General features: G+C 63.6%; 12 protein-coding genes. 2 read left to right on the forward strand and 10 right to left on the reverse strand.

The window, feature by feature from the left end; genetic code table 11:
* Positions 1-297 precede the first annotated feature (297 nt).
* Positions 298-936, forward strand: coding sequence for a hypothetical protein (locus WDS16_RS21275; protein ID WP_338887470.1), 639 nt, complete (start codon positions 298-300; stop codon positions 934-936).
* A gap of 30 nt (positions 937-966) precedes the next feature.
* On the opposite strand, the gene istB is transcribed toward WDS16_RS21275, so the two are convergent.
* Both istB and istA read right to left on the reverse strand, forming a co-directional pair.
* Positions 967-1,770, reverse strand: a complete 804-nt coding sequence (gene istB / locus WDS16_RS21280) for an IS21-like element helper ATPase IstB (protein ID WP_338887200.1) — start codon at positions 1,768-1,770, stop codon at positions 967-969.
* Positions 1,767-3,398, reverse strand: coding sequence for an IS21 family transposase (gene istA / locus WDS16_RS21285; protein ID WP_338887198.1), 1,632 nt, complete (start codon positions 3,396-3,398; stop codon positions 1,767-1,769). The genes istB and istA overlap by 4 nt, the downstream gene beginning before the upstream one ends.
* Before the next feature lie 214 nt (positions 3,399-3,612).
* Here istA and WDS16_RS21290 point away from each other — a divergent pair, with 214 nt between their 5' ends.
* A complete protein-coding gene (locus WDS16_RS21290) occupies positions 3,613-3,912 on the forward strand; it encodes a hypothetical protein (RefSeq protein ID WP_338887472.1) in 300 nt (99 codons plus the stop codon).
* 171 nt (positions 3,913-4,083) lie between these two features.
* Here WDS16_RS21290 and WDS16_RS21295 read toward each other — a convergent pair whose 3' ends face one another.
* The 8 genes from WDS16_RS21295 to WDS16_RS21330 form a co-directional block, all read right to left on the reverse strand.
* Positions 4,084-5,628: an acyl-CoA carboxylase subunit beta gene (locus WDS16_RS21295; protein WP_338887474.1), complete on the reverse strand. Its 1,545-nt coding sequence runs from the start codon at positions 5,626-5,628 to the stop codon at positions 4,084-4,086.
* 3 nt (positions 5,629-5,631) lie between these two features.
* On the reverse strand, positions 5,632-10,698 hold the full coding sequence (pks13, locus tag WDS16_RS21300) for a polyketide synthase Pks13 (RefSeq protein WP_338887476.1): 5,067 nt from the start codon (positions 10,696-10,698) through the stop codon (positions 5,632-5,634).
* Positions 10,699-10,742: 44 nt separating this feature from the next.
* A complete protein-coding gene (gene fadD32, locus WDS16_RS21305) occupies positions 10,743-12,641 on the reverse strand; it encodes a long-chain-fatty-acid--AMP ligase FadD32 (protein ID WP_338887478.1) in 1,899 nt (632 codons plus the stop codon).
* A 212-nt stretch (positions 12,642-12,853) separates the two neighbouring features.
* On the reverse strand, positions 12,854-13,873 hold the full coding sequence (locus tag WDS16_RS21310) for an LLM class F420-dependent oxidoreductase (protein ID WP_338887479.1): 1,020 nt from the start codon (positions 13,871-13,873) through the stop codon (positions 12,854-12,856).
* Between the two features lie 177 nt (positions 13,874-14,050).
* Positions 14,051-15,019 (reverse strand): cutinase family protein, encoded by a 969-nt coding sequence (locus WDS16_RS21315; protein WP_338887481.1) that lies wholly within the window; start codon positions 15,017-15,019, stop codon positions 14,051-14,053.
* Between the two features lie 12 nt (positions 15,020-15,031).
* Entirely contained in the window at positions 15,032-15,577 is a 546-nt protein-coding gene (locus WDS16_RS21320; protein WP_338893561.1) for a DUF732 domain-containing protein, read from the reverse strand.
* 94 nt (positions 15,578-15,671) lie between these two features.
* A complete protein-coding gene (locus WDS16_RS21325; RefSeq protein WP_338887483.1) occupies positions 15,672-17,558 on the reverse strand; it encodes an alpha/beta hydrolase-fold protein in 1,887 nt (628 codons plus the stop codon).
* A 280-nt stretch (positions 17,559-17,838) separates the two neighbouring features.
* On the reverse strand, positions 17,839-18,852 hold the full coding sequence (locus tag WDS16_RS21330; protein ID WP_338887485.1) for an alpha/beta hydrolase family protein: 1,014 nt from the start codon (positions 18,850-18,852) through the stop codon (positions 17,839-17,841).
* Between the last annotated feature and the right edge of the window lie 57 nt (positions 18,853-18,909).

Raw genomic sequence — 18,909 nt, forward strand, 5'->3', positions numbered from 1 at the left:
CCCTGACCGCTTGAATGGTCCATCCATACGGCCAGATAGCGTGGGTGGTCCATCCAAGCGGTGGGTCGCCGGCCCCCTGACCGCTTGAATGGTCCATTCATACGGTCAGATAGCGTGGGTGGTCCATCCAAGCGGTGGGTCGTGCGGGCCATCGCCCTAGCACTCTGCACCGACATCGCTGAACCTGCCGCGCGGTTTTCACACAGGTTGTCCACAGCCTGAGCCGTTGTACACAGACATTCTGTTTCTCCTGGTGGGTGAAGTCGGATCGGCGACAACCCGTGACACCGTCTGCCCATGAAACGAGGACAATGGGCAACACAGCGAGAGATACTCGACGGCGCGTCCGTGAACGGGGTGATCACACGCAAGGCGCTCCGGGAGTGCGGGGTATCAGACGGATCGATTACAGCCAGGACCGCCGACGACGGCAAATGGCGTCGAATACTCCCGGGAGTCGTTCTACTGCAGAACGGCAATCCCAATGTAGTACAACAGCTTTCGGCGGCTCTCCTGTATGGGGGCGAGCGAAGCATGCTCACCGGCGGCACAGCAGTGATGCAGCATGGATTCGATCGGGTCGGCAGCGACGTACACATCCTCGTGCCGTCGTCGATGCGTCGGGCATCCACCTCGTTCGTTCGTGTCGAGCGGACGACTCGTCTGCCCGATCCAGAACGCCGCGCTCGGTTGCTCGTCGCACCCCTGCCTCGTGCGCTCGTCGACACCGCACGGTCGTTGCGGTCGACCGAAAGTTGCATACGCCTCTTCGCTCAAGCGATACAGCGCGGGTCGACGACTCTCGACGCGATCGTTCGCGAACTGAACGAAGGCCCGCGGCAGTATGGCGCCGTTGGATGGATGGCAGCGCGCCAGCTCGCCGATGACGCGCACTCCGTTGCTGATGTCGCTTGCCAGGTTGATGGGACCACCTGATTGCCAGAGGGTAGGGACCACCGTGGCGCGTTATTGAGGATGCGTGTTGTCGGTGTTTTCGTCAACTGTTCCGGGGCGGGTGCGTTGGCGGTAGGACGGTCCTTCGATGATGAGGGTGTGCGCAGCGGAGGTCAGTCGGTCGATGGCTGACTGGGCGAGGAGGGTGTCGGCGGTCATGGTCAGCCACTCTGATGGCTCGCGGTTCGAGGTGACGATCGTGGTTTTCTTCCGGTGGCGCTCGACGATCAGTTCGTAGAAGTCGCTGGTCTCGGTGGCGTCGAGTGGTCGCAGCGCGAAGTCGTCGATGATCAGGACTTCGATTGCGGTCAGTCGCCGGATTTCGGCGTCGACGGTGTTGTCGAGTCGCGCTGCTCGTAGCCTGGTGAACAGTTTGTCCGATCGAGCGAACAGCACACTGTGTCGTCTTCGGATTGCCATGTGTCCCAATGCTGTTGCCAGATGAGTTTTGCCGACCCCGACCGGCCCGAGGATGATCGCGGACTGGTGGGCATCGAGAAAGCGCAGTGACGTCAGATCGCCGAGCAGTGTCCGGTCGTACCGGAGATCGTCGAGTGCGTTCCAGGAATCGAAGGCCATCGCCGGATCGAGCCCCGCCTTGGTCGCCCGTAGCATCGCCGAACGGGAGTCGCGGCGATTCACTTCGTCGGCAAGGAGTACTTCGAGGAATCCGATGTGACTGAGCTTGTGTTGGCGGGCCAGAGCAGCGCGTTCGGGCAAGGTGTCGGCGAGCGCGCCGAGTTTGAGGGCTTTGAGTAGTCGGACGAGGTCGGTGCCGACCGGTTCGGTCGTGCCTGCGGTGCGAGTGGTGGTCATGGGCGTCCCTCCGAAGGTGCGGTGCTGCCGTCTACGACGGACAGTGAAGTGGTTGCAGTAGAACGAAATTCGGTTGGATCGCGGGAGAACCGCGTTGATGATTGTCCGACTGCTTTCGGTAGATCCGGCGTGGTGGATTCGGTGGCGCGCTCGAGCATCGAGGCGATCTTGGTGACGGAGACGACATCGAGATCGAGCGAAAGCGCGCAGGCCTGTTCCACCCGTTCGGCTCCGTAGCGGCGGACCAGTCCTTGAAGTCGGTAGACACTGCGGATCCTCGTCCACGGCAGTGGGTCATCGAGTATTCGTTCGGCGTAGATGCCGATGTTCGGCCCGTGTGAGGTGCATTTCGCGATGAGTGAGGCGACATCGCGCAAGGCGTAGTCGGTTTTGTGTTCGGGGAGATCGTCGCGGTCGGTACTGCGGCCACCTGGAGGCTGACGGGGGTGAATCTTGACCAGGGTGCCGCGGTGATAGAACTTCACCAGTTCGGTGTCCGCGCGCACCGACAAGGTCGATCCGATCCACTGCTGCGGCAGCGAATACAACGCGCGTGCGACTTCGGCGTGGAAATCGCGGTGGACCTTGACGTCCTTGAAGATCGGCACGTCGTAGACCGCCGGAACCGGCAGCAATACCGGCAGTTCAAAGTCCTCGAACACTTCCAGCGGCCGTGCACAGGTCGTGCCGTGAATGCGCATGCCCGCGGTGCTGGCGCACCAGCGGACCACCGCCTCCTGCGCTTGCGCGAGGCTGGTGAATCGTTCACCGGCCCAGAAGTTACCGCGCACGTATTGCACGGTGCGTTCGACCCTCGGTTTGTCCTTCGGCGACCGGACCCGCGCTGGATCGGTAATGAACCCGACATGATTGCTGTAGTCGAGCCAGCCATCGGTGAATCGCGGAGTGATCGGGTCCGCCTCGTTGACAACGGGTTTGAGGTTGTCCGGGATCAGGACCGCGAAGACTCCGCCGAAGAACTTCCACGCTGCTTCGCAGCCGGCGATCACCGCCACCAACGTCTGCGAGTACGTCAACCACACGAACATGTGCCGGCTGTAGACCGCGGTGAAAATCAGGGCGTGGACCTTGCGAGCGCGACCGTCCTCGGGGTCTGTGAGCATCCCCAGGTAGCCGAAGTCGACCTGGCATTCGATCCCCGGGTCACCGTCGACGACGCGGACCGTCAGGTTCTTGCGGCCGAAACCGCACCGCTCGGTGGCGAAGCGGTGCAACGTCCGATACGGCACCACGCAGCCCTTACGGGCAAGCAGCACTTCGATTTTGGTGATAGTGAGCGGCTTCTGTTCACCATCGCCTGCCACCCACTTGGTGATCTGCTCTTCATGGGGCACGAGCTGCTCCCATGCCGCGCCGTGACCGTGCGGTCGGTCGGGACGGACAGCATCGACGACCGCGGCGATGAGATCATCGTTCACCGCAGCGGCAGTGTCGGTTCTCTTGAGGCCACCTCCTTGGGCTGCCTCGACGTACCGACGGACGGTCTTACGGTCCACCCCGGCATGCTCGGCGATCTTGCGTGAACCGGGAGCCGGCAATGCTGGCGTCCCGAGCCACAACCGCAGTACTTCTCTGATTTCGTTCACACTGATCTCCCGAAAAGCCATGCTCACCGACCTCCGTGACGTGCTTGGTGCTGTCACAGACGATCGAACGAGCAAACGACGAGACCACCGGCAAGGCGCGCCGGTGGTCCCATAACTGGCAATCCAGGTGGTCCCATCACCCTGGCAAAATCAGGTCAAGCTGGTCCCATGCTCATGGCAGACGACAGCTGAAGTCCAAGCCCAGAAGCTCTATGCGACATCAGGTTTGCCCCAGATGGTGCACAATCGGGATGTGTTCGCCGCGGACGGCACCTTCCTCGCGCGCCCCGACGGATGGATCGATCTGGTTGCGTTCGGTTGGCAGATCGACTCGTTCGCATTCCATCTGAGCCCGCCCGATCACGCCAAGACGATGAAATGTAGAGCGAACATGGAACGCGCGGGAGCGGTGATGGTCTCGCACCTTCCGCAGCAGATCAGGGACGACCCCCAAGGGGTGCTGGCTGACCTTCGCGCCGGGTACGAGCGCGCGCTCGCCCGACCGCGCCCCAATCTGCGACTCGGACCCGCTTGAATGACGCATCCACGCTATCTGACCGTATGGATGGACCATTCAAGCGATGACCGGTCCAGCGACCCACCGCGTGAATGACGCATCCACGCTATCTGTTCGTATGAATGGACCATTCAAGCGATCAGGGGCGGGCAAGCGACCAGCGGGCGGGCCCGAGCGATCAGGGCATTCCTAGATCGGAAACAGGTGGTGCTTCCGAGGATTCTTGAACACCTTCTTGTCCTTCAGCAGTGCCAACGCCTTCCGGAGCTCGAGGCGCGTGCTCGACGGCTCGATGACGGCGTCGATGTAGCCACGCTCGGCGGCGACCCAAGGGGTCGCAACGTGCTCGTTGTAGAAGTTGATGAGCTGCTGACGGACGGCTGGTGCGTTTTCGCCTGCCTCGGCCATCTGCTTGCGGCCGATGATGTTGACGGCACCTTCGGCGCCCATGACCGCGATTCGTGCTGTGGGCCAAGCGAAGTTGATGTCCGCACCGAGCTGCTTGCAACCCATGACCGCGTAGCCGCCGCCGTATGCCTTGCGGACGACGACGGTGACCTTGGGGACCGATGCCTCGATGTACGAGAACAGGAATCGGCCACCGCGCTTGATGACGCCGACCTTTTCCTGATCGACACCGGGGAGGAACCCAGGCGTATCGACGAGGAACACCAGCGGAATGCCGTATGCGTCGCAGATTCGCACGAAACGCGCTGCCTTGTCGGCGCTGTCGGCATCGAGTGCACCCGAGAGGAACATCGGCTGATTGGCGACGACGCCGACCGATGTGCCGTCGACTCGTGTCAGACCGGTGATGACGTTCGGCGCTATCTCCGAGGACATTTCGAGGAAGTCGCCGTCGTCGAACAGACGCAGAATGATGTCGTGCATGTCGTAGCCGGCGTTGTCGGCGTCGGGCATGATCTTGTCGAGCGTCAGATCCGACTCTGTTACCTCGGGTTCGAGACCCGGGTTCACGACGGGCGGCTCTTCCTGGCAGCTCGACGGCATGTAGCTCAGGTAATTGCGCACCCAGTCGAACGCGGCCTTCTCGTCGACTGCGACGTGATGCACATTGCCGTACTGGGCTTGCTTGCGGGCGCTACCGAGATCTTCCAGGCTGACTTCTTCACCGGTGACGGACTTGATGATGTCCGGTCCGGTGACGAACATGTACGCCTCTTCGGTGGCGACGACGACATCGGTGTTGATCGGTGCGTATACCGCTCCGCCCGCGCACTTTCCGAGGATCACCGAGATCTGCGGGCAGAAGCCGGACAGTGGTTCGTGGCGACGCCCGAGCTCGGCGTACCAGGCGAGCGAGGTCACCGCGTCCTGCACCCGGGCACCGCCCGAATCGTTGATGCCGATGACCGGGCATCCGACCTTGATGGCGAAGTCCATGATCCCGGCGACCTTGCGCCCGAACATCTCACCGACGGTTCCGCCGAACACGGTCTGATCATGCGAGAAGACTGCGACCGGCCGACCGTCGACTGTGCCGTGCCCGGTGACCACACCGTCGCTGTACAACGCCGATGCATCGTTCGGTGCACGCACCAAAGCACCGATCTCGACGAAGCTGCCCGGATCGAGCAACATGTCGACACGCTCGCGGGCGCTCGGTATCCCCTTCTTGGCGCGCTTGGCGACGCCGATCTCACCCGCCGGTTCCTTGGCGAGTTCGAGGTTGGTCCGCAGGTCGGCCAACTTTTCGGCGGTGGTACCAGTCAAGATCTACACTCCGGTTCTCAGCGACTCGATCTCATCGAGCTTCTTCGTCATGTGTGCCGCAATCCGTCCAATGTACGGCTCATCCACGACAGCGAGATGGTCGCCTCCGATTTGCACGATCTCGAGATCTTTCACAACGGGTGCCCATCCGCCGTGCGCCTCGCGTGAGCCGTAGGCGGGCTCGAGTGCGATCGCGTCGTCGTGGTACTTGTCGGCCATGTACAACGTCACATGTCCGCCGTAGGGCTTGAGCTCAGCGGTTTGGATCGCCCGGTTGTCCAACCACGACGTCCGCTGATGCTCGATGATGCCGCCGGGGATCTTGGCCCCACTGAGCTTGACCAGATCGGTGATGATGCGGATCTGCCCCTCGTCGTCGGCTTCGACGAGCTTGTCGTACGGAATCGGGTAGTCGACGTTGTAGGTCTTCTTGGCGAACTGCGCGTACCGCTCCCACCGGCGTCGTACTTCTTCCTTGGTGTCCGGAATCTCGACACCCGGCATGACTGTGTCCAGCAGTCCGACGTATGCCACCTCGATTCCTTCCTCCTCCATCTGACGCGCGACCTCGTACGCGAGGATGCCGCCGAGCGACCAGCCGACGAACACGTACGGCCCCTCTGGCTGGATAGCCTTGATCAGCGGAACGTACTCGGCAGCTCTGACAGATATCGGACCCTCGACACGCTCGAGTCCGTACATCGGCGTTCCGGCCGGCAACTTACGCAGCAGCGGCTCGTACGCGACGGTCGAGCTTCCGGCCGAGTGGAAAGCGAAGACCGGTGTCGCGGTGGAACCTTCCGGCCGCGGCCGCAGATTGCGCACAAGACCGTCGATCTCGCCGCCTTCGAGGTGCGGACGTACCTTGTCGGCCAACTGCTCGATGGTCTCGGAGTCGAGGACGTCGTCCAACGTGATCTCGCCGCCGGCCCGCTCGGTGAGCCGTGCGGCCAACTTTTCGGCGGTCTCGTCGTCGAGGATCGGCAGGATGTTGAAGATTCCCTTCGCCGACTCCTTGGTGACCACTGCCCACGTCGCGAACGTCATACGCTCGGCATTGTCACGTGGTGGAACGTCCGAGCCGGCAGCCTCGGCGAACGCTTCCTTGCCGCCCAAGTCCGTCTGTTCGGCAGCAGGAGCTGTCGACGGCGCCGGCTGGTATTCCGCACTCGGCGTGGTCACCTCAGGTGAAGCGACCGCGGTGTCCAAGGCCTGGTCTCGCGCAGCAGCACCGGCCTCGGCGGCCTTCTCGGCTTCCTTCTCCGCGGCCTGCTTGTCCGCCAAAGCCTGAACTTCGTCGCGATTCTCCAGCGCGTAACGCAGGTACTTTTCGACCTCGAGCAAGTTGGCGTCGCGCACAGCCTGCAACTGGACCGTGGGGATGTCGAACTCGTACTCGACGCGGTTCTTGATGCGCACTGCGCTCAGCGAATCGAGCCCCAGCTCGATCAACGGAATCTCGGGCGGCAGATCCTCGGGCGCATACCCCATGGACTCGGCGACGATGATGGCCAACCGATCTTCGAGCTTCTGGTTGCCATTGGAATCCCAGCGATCGCCGAAATCTTCGACGACCTCCGGCAACTCCTCCATAGGCGACGAGGAGCGTTCTTCCAGGGCAACAACAGGTTCCGGCAACGCCTCATCCGAGGCGATGACGGCCTCGTGCAGCAAGACGAACGACGATCCCGAATGTGCATGGACCTGAACCGACGCTCCACCGAGGTGGGAGGTCAACGTCGTCACCAAAGTGCCAGAGGCGGGAACCGCGGCGTGCGTGACGGACGCCCCGAGCTCGACACCCGAGAAAACCTGTGCAGCAGCAGCTTTCACCAAAGCATCGAGAGACTCCACGGCCGACGCCTGGACCTCCCACACGTGCCTGCCGTCCGGCAAGGCAACGCGAGAACCGGGGATCCGGCCGTCTCCGCTGGAGTTGACGCGCGTCTGCAGCCAGAATTCCTTGCGCAGGTAAGCCGTTCGTGGGATTGCCGCGTAACCACCGTCGTCGAACAGGGTCGTCAGGTCGAGCGCGTGACCGTGAACGTAGAGCTGTGCGAGCGCCGCCAGGAACGTCTCGGACTCGTCTTCCTTACGCTTGAGCGTCGGAATCAGGGTCGAGTCCGCGACACCCGCCGCCCATGCGGTGGCAGCGACCGACATCAGGGCCACCGGGTTGGGCGCGAGCTCGACGAACGTCGTATGCCCATCGCCCACAGCGACATTGACAGCCTGGGTGAACCAGACCGGGTGACGCATACCCTTGGTCCAGTAATCGACACCGTGGATCGCCGCATGCCCGACGCGATAGTGCGCCTCGCGATCGACCGAAGAGTAGACCCCGGCAGTGAGCTTGCCCGGTTCGATTCCGGCCAGTTCGGCGGCCAGTTCGCCGAGCAGCACGTCGACCGCGGCGGTATGGCCGGCTCCCTTGACGTCGAGCAGACGGGCCATTTTGCCTGCGGCCTCGGCCATCTCGACGAGAGCCTCGACCTCGGCGCGTGGTCCACCGACGGTGGTGTGTGTCGGCGCGGCGTAGACGCACGGCTCGACGTTGGGGAACTGGTCGGTGAGAGTCTTGACCTCGTCCGCCGTGTACTCGACGAGCGCCATTGCGCCCTCGGTAGCCTCGGTGACGCCATCCTGCCCCTCGGCCAACAGTCGTGAGCGCGCGTAGATGATGCGAACTGCGTCTTCCAGGTTCAACCCGCCGGCGACGTACGCCGCGGCCACCTCGCCCATCGAATGCCCGATGACCGCTGTGGGCTCCGCCCCATGCGCGCGAAGCGTTGCAGCCAAGGCGATCTGAATGACGAAGATGCCGACCTGGGAGTTCTCGAACTCGTACGTCTGCGAGTCGTCGAGGATGATCTCCTTGATGGAGTAGCCCGCCTCGTCGATCAGCAGTTCGTCGACCTCGTCGACAGCAGCAGCGAAGACCTTGTTGGTCCGGTACAGCGTCGACGCCATCTTGCGGTGCTGGCTACCGAAGCCGGAAAAGACCCAGACTGCACCGTTCGACGCCGGCGAGTCGGCGGAGAACACACCCTGGCCCGGCTTACCTGCCGCAATGGCACGCAACCCGGTGATCGCCTCGGCCCTCGTCGACGCGAGAACCACAGCGCGCGAACGACCGTGGTTGCGCGTGGCGAGCGCACGACCGACGTCCGCAAGAGGCGTCGTGCTGCCTTCTTCGGTCTCCAACCAGTCGGCGAGATCCGATGCAGCGCGCTTGCGACGCGACGGAAGCGCAGCAGACACCGCAAGAACGACAGTCTCGGGAGCGGCGGGCTCGTCCTCGAGAATCGCTTCGGCCTCCGCAACCGGGTCCGTCGTCTCCACCTCGGGCACGAAGTGTTCCGACGAAGATTCCGAAACACCCTCCACCAGAACGGCATCCGGATCCACCGCATCAGAGTCGACGCCTGGTTCCTGATCAGCGACGTACTCACGCACCACCACATGGGCGTTGGTACCACCGAAACCGAAGCCGGACACGCCGGCCACAGCCCTGCCGGTGTAGCGCGGCCACTCGGCACCTTCGGACACGACCTTCAGGTGCGCCTTGTCGAAGTCGATGTACGGGTTGGGGCCTGCGTAGTTCAACGACGCCGGTAGTCGATTCTGCTGCATCGCCAGCACGATCTTGATCAAACCTGCTGCGCCAGCGGCAGATTCGAGGTGGCCGAAGTTGGTCTTCGCCGAACCTAGCAATGCAGGCTTGTCCGCGTCGCGGCCACGACCGACAACCCGTCCCAGCGCGTCTGCCTCGATGGGATCGCCGAGAATGGTTCCGGTGCCGTGCGCTTCGATGTAGTCCACGCCCGAGGGTGCGATGCCCGCGTCTCGGTAAGCCGTACGAAGCGCATCGGCCTGCGCGTCCGGGTTGGGCGCGAGAAGACCGTTGGACCGTCCGTCCTGGTTGACAGCAGAGCCGGCCACCACGGCGAGAATGTTGTCGCCGTCGCGCTTGGCGTCCTCGAGCCGCTTGAGCACGACGAGACCGCCGCCCTCAGAGCGTGTGATGCCGTTCGCGTCCGAAGAGAACGCCTTGATCTTGCCGTCCGCGGCCAGCATCCCGATTTGCCCGAATCCGACAGTGATCGGTGGTGCGAGCAGCATGTTGACCCCACCGGCCAGGGCGAGATCGGATTCACCGGTGCGCAGGCTGCGCACAGCCTGGTGCACGGCGACCAACGACGAAGAGCATGCCGTGTCGACGGCGATGGACGGCCCGCGGAAGTCGTAGAAGTAGGAGACGCGATTGGCGACGATGGCCGTCGACGTTCCGGTCAGTGCATACGGATGCGCATTGGGGTCGCTGACCGCAAGGAGTTGGTAGTCGTTGGACGAGCTACCGATGAAGACACCAACCTGGGCACCCTTGACGGAGCTGGCCGGAATGCGCGCGTGCTCGAGCGCCTCCCAGGTGAGCTCGAGCGCGAGGCGCTGCTGGGGGTCGACGTTGACGACCTCGTTGGGCGACATCGCGAAGAATTCGGCGTCGAACGTCTTGACGTCGTCGAGGTAGCCGCCCTTGGTGACGATCTTGTCGACGGACGCTTTGATCGCCGGATCGGATAGGAACTCCTCCCAACGCCCCTCGGGCAGATCGGAGATACCGTCACGGCCCTCGCTGAGGAGGGTCCACATCTCTTCGGGAGTCGAGCCTGCGCCCGGGAACCGCGTGGACATGCCAATGATGGCAATGTCGTGCGATTCGGCGTGAGCGTTTCCACGCAGGTAGAAGGCGTCGTCGACGTCGTCGGCTGGAGTGTCGGGCTCGCCCTCGATGATGATCTTCGAGAGAGACGCAATGGTCGGGTGCTGATATACGACCGTCGCAGTCAGTGTCACACCGACGAGTTCCTCGATCTCACCGCTCAGAGCCACAGCGTCGCGCGAGGAGAGTCCGAACTCCTCCATCGGACGGTCGTCGGAAATCAGGTCGGCCGATTGGCCGGTCGCCTCCGCCACCCAGTTCCGCAGCCAGTCGCGGAGCTGGGCGACGGTCATGTCCGCGCCCTCGGCTTCGACAGGTTCGATGTTGTCGGATTCTTGTTCAGCCATCACTCACCAAGTTACGTGTCGAAGGATTACGGGACGCGCAGACGTCAGTCGGGCAGTTCCGCGTCAGGGAACGCGGTCTGCTGGTAACCGCCGCGCAGGGTGCCCTCGATGTAGGCGGCCTTGCACGCGCGGCGCGCGATCTTGCCACTGGAAGTACGGGGGATCGAACCGGCCGGGACGAGCAGGACATCGCGGACCGTGACGCCGTGGCGCGCGGAGATCGCGGTGCGGACCACGTCGGCGATCGGCTGCGGATCGGCCTTGCCCGCGCCGGGCGCACGCTCGGCGACGATGACCAGCTGCTCCGCACTGTCCTCGGGATCCTTGGTCAACGCAGCTCCACTGAACTCGAACACGATGTCGGGGAGCTGGTTGAGCGGGACGGCGAACGCAGCGACGAAGCCTGGGCGCAGGGCCTTGCTCGACTCCTGAGCCGAGAACTCCAGATCCTGCGGGTAGTGGTTGCGGCCGTCGACGATGACGAGGTCCTTGACGCGTCCGGTGATGTAGAGCTCGCCGTCGTGGTAGACGCCGAAGTCGCCGGTACGCATCCAGTTGCCGCCCTCGGGAGCACCTTCGGCATGCGAGCCCTCAGGATTGCGGTGGACCAGCTTGTTGTGGAAAGTCTCCGAGGTCTCGGTCTCTCGGCCCCAATAGCCCTTGCCGATGTTCTCGCCGTGCAACCAGATCTCGCCGACGTGATCGTCCGCCGCCTCGGTGGCGGTCTCGGAATCGACGATGGCGGCCCACTGGCTACGCGCGACCTGACCAGTCGACACCTGCGGGATCGCTCCCGGTGCGTCCTGGTCGACGACGACGAAACGGCCCGCGTTGAGCTCGGTCCGATCGACGTAGACCACCTTGGCTTCGTCGGCGTGCTTGCTGGTGGAGACGAACAAGGTCGCCTCAGCCATACCGTAGGACGGCTTGATGGCGGACTTCGGCAATCCGTAGGGCCCGAAAGCCTCATTGAACTTCTTCATGGACGTCGTGGTGACGGGTTCGCTGCCGTTGATCAGGCCGATGACGTTCGACAGATCCAGGCTCTCGCCGTTCTTCGGCAAACCGCGCTGCGCAGCATGCTCGAAGGCGAAGTTCGGGGCCGCAGCGAACGTGCCTGCACCGTCGGAGACTGCGGCGAGTTCCTTGATCCAGCGCCACGGACGCTGCACGAACGCGCGCGGGCTCATGATGGTGATGTACTTGCCGCCGAGCGCCGGAAGGATGACGGTGAGCAGGCCCATGTCGTGGAACATCGGCAACCAGGTGACGCCGCGGGAGTCGTGATTGATCTCCATGCTGTCGACCATCTGCAGGGCGTTGACGCCCACCGCGCGGTGCGTGATCTCCACACCGGCAGGTGTGCGCGTCGAACCGGAGGTGTACTGCAGGTACGCGATGTCGTCGAGCCCGGCCATCGGTTCGACCCAGGTCTCGCCGACGCTGTCGGGAATCGCGTCGACGGCGATGACGCGGGGGCGCTGTGCCGCGGGGAGCGACCGGAAGAAGTTACGGACGCCTGCAGCGGAGCTGGTGGCGGTGAGGATGGCCGTCGGCTCGCAGTCGCCGAGTACAGCGTGCAGGCGATCGGTATGACCGGGCTCGTCGGGATCGAACAGCGGAACGGCGATGGTGCCCGCGTAAATCGCACCGAAGAATGCGACGACGTAGTCCAGGCCCTGAGGCGCCAGAATCGCGACCCGATCACCGGGCTTGGTCACCTGCTGCAGCCGCGCTGCGACGGCACGGAGGCGTGTGCCGAACTGAGCCCACGTCAGCTCGTGTGCCTCACCGTCACGCTCGCGGGAGTAATCCATGAACCGGTAGGCCAGCGTGTCGGCATTCTTTGCAACGTTCACCTCGACATGGCGGACGAGCGTTTTGCCCTCGGCAATGGTGATGTGGCCGTTCTCATCGATGTAGTCATCGAATGTGTGGCTCATTGTGTTCAATCTCCTCCGACGGTGTGCGTTGTGCCGCGCTCCGAGGCTGGCGCCCCGGATCAGCGAACCCGCGCCCCGACATCTCTTCGACTCACGTTCGCGCCGAGCGGGGTGAATATTACTAGCTGGTAGCTATCCAAATGATCAGTTCGAGCTGTCTCCACCATGCTCCACCGTGCTGCGGCGAAACTCGGCGGCGACACGTCCTTCGGTCACTCGCCTTTCAACAGCTCGATGACCGGAGCGAACGCTTCCATCTGAGTGGGGAAAACCCCGACATAGGACATCGTCGTACGCGCGCGAACGTTACGGATCTGATCGGCAATTTCCTCGTATGTCCCGAATGCCAGATATGGGGACGTCAAAATGTCCTCGACGCTCAACTTCACATCGACGTCGACGTTCGGCGGATAACCGTTGTCGAGCGCGGCAAGTGCCATTTCCGCCATCTGCTCGCGGTCGTCGGTGACCACGATTGTCGTGATAGCCCAGTTCAGCTCGATCTCGTCGAAACGATCGCCTGCAGCCTTACGGATGAGCTCGACACGTTCGAGGGTCTTCTCCAGCGTCATTCCCGACAGCTGGAGCTTGCCCTCCTTCGTGGTGCTCGGTACTACGGAGATTATGTCCGCATACTTGGCGGCGAGCGCCAGCATTCGCGGACCACCACCACCGACGCAGATCGGCGGACGCGGTCCCTGCCGCGGGCGTGGGCTGCCCTTGAGTCCGGTGATGGTGAAGTGTTTGCCCTGAAAGTTGCATTCCTTGCCACGCAGCAACGTGTCGAGGATCTCGAGGCTTTCGGCCAACTTCTCGATGCGGATGCCCGGCCGGTCGTACTCGATCCCAGCCTTGTCGTACTCGTCGCGCATCCAGCCTGCGCCCAGTCCGAGTTCCAAACGACCGCCGGAGAGCACGTCGATGGTCGCGGCGTCCTTCGCCAGAATCGCCGGGTGCCGGAAGCCGTTGGCGAGAACCGCGGTACCGAGCCTGATCTTGTCCGTCGCCACTGCCAACGCACCGAGCGCGGCGATCGGGCCGACCTGGTTACCCAAATGATCCGGAATCATGAAGCTGTCGTAGCCGAGTTCTTCCGCCTGCTGCGCCAGCTTGATGAACTTGCGCGCTCCGCCCTCTTCCGCGTTGCCCTCCCCGCCTGCGGCGAAACGGAACTTACGCAGCGCCGTCACATGCCCTTCGGCGGGCAGATCGGGGGCCTGGGCGGAACTCATGAATAGGTCTCCTCGGTGCAGGTGCGGCTGGATTCCAGCGCCTTTCGAGCCTGGGTCAAGGCGCCACTCTATCTGCTCGCCACGTGGGAATACACTTCGCGGGGTCCAGTGACAGCACCTTTGTGGCCAATACCCAGTTGCTCCGAGGAGACCTTGTGAGAACTACATGGGTGTTCTCTACGAGTGTGCAATCTCCGGAGCCGACGAGATCAGCCCCGCCGCCCAACCCGCGGTCCACTGGGTCGAGGTGGTCCCGGCGTCATCGACCACGAAGGTGTTGTACGACGCGTGCACTGGGTTGCCCGCCGCGCCGGCGAGAATCCCGATGCTCTGCGGGATGTTCCGAAGCGACAGACCTTCGGACGGTGCAGCACAGATGAGATCGCCTGCGGCACATATCTGATTGACCTTGTCGTCGAGCGCTCCGAAGCCACCCTGCCGCGGTCCGGTCATGGTGATGCCGGGCAGATCGAGACCACCGAGAGCAACCTCGGCACCGACGCCGTCCACTGGCGGACCGATGTCGACGCCGGATGTACCGTCGCGACGTCCGTCGGCGATCAGCGTGACACCGAGAACCCTCTCTGCAGCCACCGGTCCGTTGCCCGACCCGATCTCTGCAGCTATGTCGCCCGCGATCACCGCGCCTTGCGAGAAACCGACGAGGACGTAGTTGGTGAGTGGGCATCGATCGCTGACGCGAGCCAACTCTGCCTTGGCTACGTTCGCGCCCTCGGTTCGACTGTTGTTGTAGGACTGCTGACCGTCAGGCGGGAGCGCAATGGGATTGGAGAACTGCGCCACGTACGGGACGGTGTAGACACTGGCCCGGCCCGCGTCGAACTGCGCCTGCAGTGGCTTGGTCACGTTCAGTAGCAAAGACACCGGATTGGCGGTCGGGTTGTACGGATCGTCTCCGGTAGCCGACTCCCAGGTGCCGGGGATCGCGATGACAGAGACGTCGGCACAATCGGCGGGCTGCGACTGCGGCTGGTCGGGACCAGGCCCCGGCAGCGGTGACGGAATCTCGCGGGGTAGTCGGCCTGCCAGCAGGTACCACAGCGCCACGATGATCAGCCCGAGTATGACGACTACCGCGAGCAGTTTCGGTAGTAGTCGCCGCTTCCTCTTGGTGGAGTTGGCCATCTCAGACAACCATCAAGCTTTGCACAGGGTGTTCTGGGCCGCCGTGATGTAGATCTGTGCGGCCTCTCCGGCCTGCTCAGCAGACATCTGAGTGCCTGATGCGCTGGCTTCGACACCGACATTTGCCGTCACGAACGTCGAGATCTCGTCTGCTGGAACACCCTGTGACTGCGCCGAACAAATGTATGTAGCCGTGGAGATCGCGATTTCACCGTTGCCTGCAACGGTGACGCCGTTCTTCTCCAGCTCATCCAGGAAGGCCTGGCCACGGTCGTCCACCGGAGCCTCGGTCGGCCCCGGGAAGCCCTCGGGCACCGGCTGAGGCTGCTCGGGTGGCGCAGTAGCGGCGTCCCCCGGGCTCGTCGTCGGCGCTGACGAGGTGGCCGACGCTTCCGTCGTCGACTCGGCGGTCGTTGTCGCAGCGGCGGTGGTGGTGGTCGACGTCGTCGACGGCGATCCTGTGGCCGTCGAGTCGTCGCTACCACACGCGACCAGAAGGCCACCGGCGGCGACGCTCAGTACTGCCAGGGACAGCGTCCGGGCAAGAGAAGTTCGCATCATCAGTCCAGTCGTTCGGCGTCGAAGGTCATCGGGGACGGTACAGCGACCCGCTGAGAACAATCTGAGCAGATTCCCAGCGGGCTCTCATCGATCACGGCGCGATGGTCACCTTCCCGTCCTTCACCGTGATGATGCCGAACTGGAAGTTCTGCTGGATTCCGCCACCGTCCATGTCGAACTGGTCGCTCGTGATGTATCCGAGACGGCCGCCTTCGTAGCCGACGCTCTTCCACGCGTCGAAGATCTCGCCGTTGCGGATCGCCCACGCGCCCGTCAGCGGACTCCAATAGATGTTGCCGCCCTCGAACTCGTTGAACCGGCCGCCGTCCTTGATGGGTCCGATCTCACTTGTCTTCGGGAAGCCGAGTGAGCCGTTCTCCCAACCGAGTTGGCCGTACTTGCCGAGGATCATTCCCTGCACCGCGTGGGTTCCGAGGTCCGGGCTGTGATACATCGCGCCGATCTCGAAGCCTTGCACCGCACCAGGCTTGGACGGCGTGGGCACCTCGTCGAGAACGGGGTAGCCGAGCGGACCGCCCTCGTAGCCCTGCCGTGCCCACTCGTCGAGAATTGCTCCCCGAACTGCGTGCGCTCCGGTCTGCGGGGTGAAGTAGATCATGCCGTTCTGGAAGGCATTGCCACGTCCGCGACCGTCCGGAGTTCCGAACTCACCGGTCGTGGGGAATCCGAGCGCCCCTGCGGGTCCACCGGAGCCTTGGTAGTTGCCACCGATTGCGCCCGCGACGGCCTGTGCACCGGCGTCGGCATTGAAGAACACGCGACCGAAGCGGAAGTCCTGAGCGCGGCCGCCGGCGACGTTGTACTCCGCCGTCAAGCAGTCACCGAGCCATGAGTTGGCTCCCGAGGCGTTCCCGATCGCGCCGGAGACGCTACACGACGGCTTGTCCACCTCGACACCGAGCGAACTGGCGAGCTGCGGCCAGAGCTGCTTCAGCTCGAACTGCCAGTACTCCCACGTGTGCAGTCCCGAGGGGCGGTACACGACCTGCGCGGGGATGCCGAGCTTGTTGAGCTTGGTAGCGAATGTCTGCGACGTGAGACGCGAGAGAATTTCCAGACCCATGCCCGCGTAGTTGGAGCTGACCCCGGGAATTCCCGACGGCGGATCATACGGTCCGGCGACGCCGTTGCCGCTCGATACGTAGAGGCTGACGCCCCGCAGTTTCTCGGCGAGCAGATATGGATCGTGCTGAGCCCACAGATCGTTGGTCGGCGCACCCCACATTGCCTTGGAGTTGTATCCGCCCGCGTCGGCCATCGCGTACTGAATAGCCTGCGGCATACCGAGAGTAGTGGTCGTCAGCATGCCCGACAACGAACCGGCGAACTTGAAGAAGCCTTCGTTGCGTGCGGCGAGGAACATGGCCGCTGTGCCGCCCATCGACAGACCTACGACTCCGCGGGTCTGGTTGGTACGCCAGTCGTTCTCGAGGATGGGGGGCAGTTCCTTGGTCAGGAACGTCTCCCATTGGTAGTTCTTGCCGTTGTCCTGGTCGACCCAGTCGGAGTAGAAGCTGGACTGTCCGCCTACCGGAAGAACGACGTTGACGTTCTTGTCCGCGAAGTAGGACTCGGCGTCGGTCTCGGCCGTCCACCCGCTCTCCTGGTCCGTCGCGCGCAGACCGTCGAGCATCCACACGGACGGGAACACCGCCGCTGGATTGATGTTCCAGTCCCGAGCGAGCAGGAGCTGAACCTGGATGGGGGTGCCCATCGACGGCGATTCGATCCACAGCGCGACGCGACGATCCGACAGCCAGTCCACTGCGGTGACTGTGGCCGCGGACGGTGCCTGCGTCTGTGTCGGCGCCGCGAGCGCCACTGGTGCAGCCTGAGCGATACCCGCCGCACCGAAGGGTGAGATCAGTGCTGCGGCGATCACTGCGGCCGTTGCCGTCCGCCTGGCGGCTGCTCCAGCCGCGCCGCGCCGGCCGAATCGAGCAAGCCCAGTGCGCATGATGGTGACTCTCTTTCTTTTACTGCGGGTTCTCTCGCCGAGTGAAGATGTTTCGCAGACCTCTGTAGATGTCTTTCTACACGGCAACGACGTCGTATCGGCCAAGGCTCGCTGTGACAGGTGATGCAATTGTGAAAGAAGGCGGTTCACGCTCGTCGCCTACCGCAACCCGTGTCCGAAATGCACCGCTGCTCAAAAAGCACCGATGTCCAAAATGCACCGATGCCGCCCTGCACGAGAGCAGGGCGGCATCGGTGGGTCTGGCAATTTCAGGTGAAGATCAGGCGTTCAGAGCCTCGAGGATCTGACCGCGAGCCTTGAACAGCTCGGCCGACCAGTACGCCCAGCTGTGCGTTCCGTTGCTCGGGAAGCTGAAGGTCGCCGGGATTCCGAGCGTCGCCAGGCGGACCTGGAACGCGCGGCTGTTGGCGAGAGCCAATGCCTCGAGTGCCATGCCGTTGGCGGTGTTGTAGAAGTCGATCGGCGCGCGCGGCTTGTCGTACTGACCGGGCAGGCCGGATGCAGCGGACACGTACAGCGACAGACCGCGAAGATCAGGTGCGAAGACGAACGGGTCGTTGCGCAACCATGCCGGGCTCCACGGAGGTCCCCACATCGAATCGACGTTGAACCAGGACTGCGACAGCATCGCGACGCGAATGGCCTCGCGCATGCCGGGTGCCGAGATGTTGAGGTAGCCCGAGAACGAACCGGCGAACTTGAACTGATCGCGGTGGTACGCGGCCAGCGTCAGTGCCGCGGAACCGCCCATCGAGATTCCGAGAACGGCGTTGTTGGAGCGCGAGACTCCGTAGCCCTCGAGGAATGCGGGCAGATCCTGCGTCAGGAACGTCTCCCACTTGTAGGTGACTTCCTGGCCGTTCAAGTTCGACGCGGCATACCAGTCGCTGTAGAAGCTGGCCTGGCCACCGACCGGCATGACGAGTGTGACGTCATCGCCGGCGAATTGGTCCTGTGCGTTGGTCTCGAACGTCCACGCATTGCGATCGTCGCGGGCACGCAGTCCGTCGAGTAGGTAGAGCGCAGCATTGCCGCCGCGAGCCGCCCACTGGACCTGGACCTTGATCGGACCCATCTCGGACGGAACGAACAGATCCTCACGTCCACCGGCGGGAGCCTTGTGCACGATCGCACTGGGGGCTGCTACCGCTACCGCGCCACCGACGACGCCGGCTGCGATAGGAACGACGAGTGCGGCTGCACCGACGCCGAGGAGGCGCTGCCGCCATCGCTGGGACAGTGTCGGCTTGCTCATGAGGCCGGCAAATCGCATGAAATCGTGCTCTCTCTCGTCATTCTGCGGTCTCCGCGATTCGCGGCCCCCGGCATT

The sequence above is a fragment of the Rhodococcus sovatensis genome (assembly GCF_037327425.1).
Taxonomy (GTDB): Bacteria; Actinomycetota; Actinomycetes; order Mycobacteriales; family Mycobacteriaceae; genus Rhodococcoides; species Rhodococcoides sovatense.

What these genes read in the sequence shown, in the direction of transcription:
- WDS16_RS21315 (WP_338887481.1), bottom strand. Translation starts at nt 15,019, where the DNA reads ATGGCCAACTCCACCAAGAGGAAGCGGCGACTACTACCGAAACTGCTC.
- WDS16_RS21310 (WP_338887479.1), bottom strand. Translation starts at nt 13,873, where the DNA reads ATGAGTTCCGCCCAGGCCCCCGATCTGCCCGCCGAAGGGCATGTGACG.
- istB (WP_338887200.1), bottom strand. Translation starts at nt 1,770, where the DNA reads ATGACCACCACTCGCACCGCAGGCACGACCGAACCGGTCGGCACCGAC.
- WDS16_RS21290 (WP_338887472.1), top strand. Translation starts at nt 3,613, where the DNA reads ATGGTGCACAATCGGGATGTGTTCGCCGCGGACGGCACCTTCCTCGCG.
- pks13 (WP_338887476.1), bottom strand. Translation starts at nt 10,698, where the DNA reads ATGGCTGAACAAGAATCCGACAACATCGAACCTGTCGAAGCCGAGGGC.
- WDS16_RS21275 (WP_338887470.1), top strand. Translation starts at nt 298, where the DNA reads ATGAAACGAGGACAATGGGCAACACAGCGAGAGATACTCGACGGCGCG.
- istA (WP_338887198.1), bottom strand. Translation starts at nt 3,398, where the DNA reads ATGGCTTTTCGGGAGATCAGTGTGAACGAAATCAGAGAAGTACTGCGG.
- WDS16_RS21330 (WP_338887485.1), bottom strand. Translation starts at nt 18,852, where the DNA reads ATGCGATTTGCCGGCCTCATGAGCAAGCCGACACTGTCCCAGCGATGG.
- fadD32 (WP_338887478.1), bottom strand. Translation starts at nt 12,641, where the DNA reads ATGAGCCACACATTCGATGACTACATCGATGAGAACGGCCACATCACC.
- WDS16_RS21320 (WP_338893561.1), bottom strand. Translation starts at nt 15,577, where the DNA reads ATGCGAACTTCTCTTGCCCGGACGCTGTCCCTGGCAGTACTGAGCGTC.
- WDS16_RS21325 (WP_338887483.1), bottom strand. Translation starts at nt 17,558, where the DNA reads ATGCGCACTGGGCTTGCTCGATTCGGCCGGCGCGGCGCGGCTGGAGCA.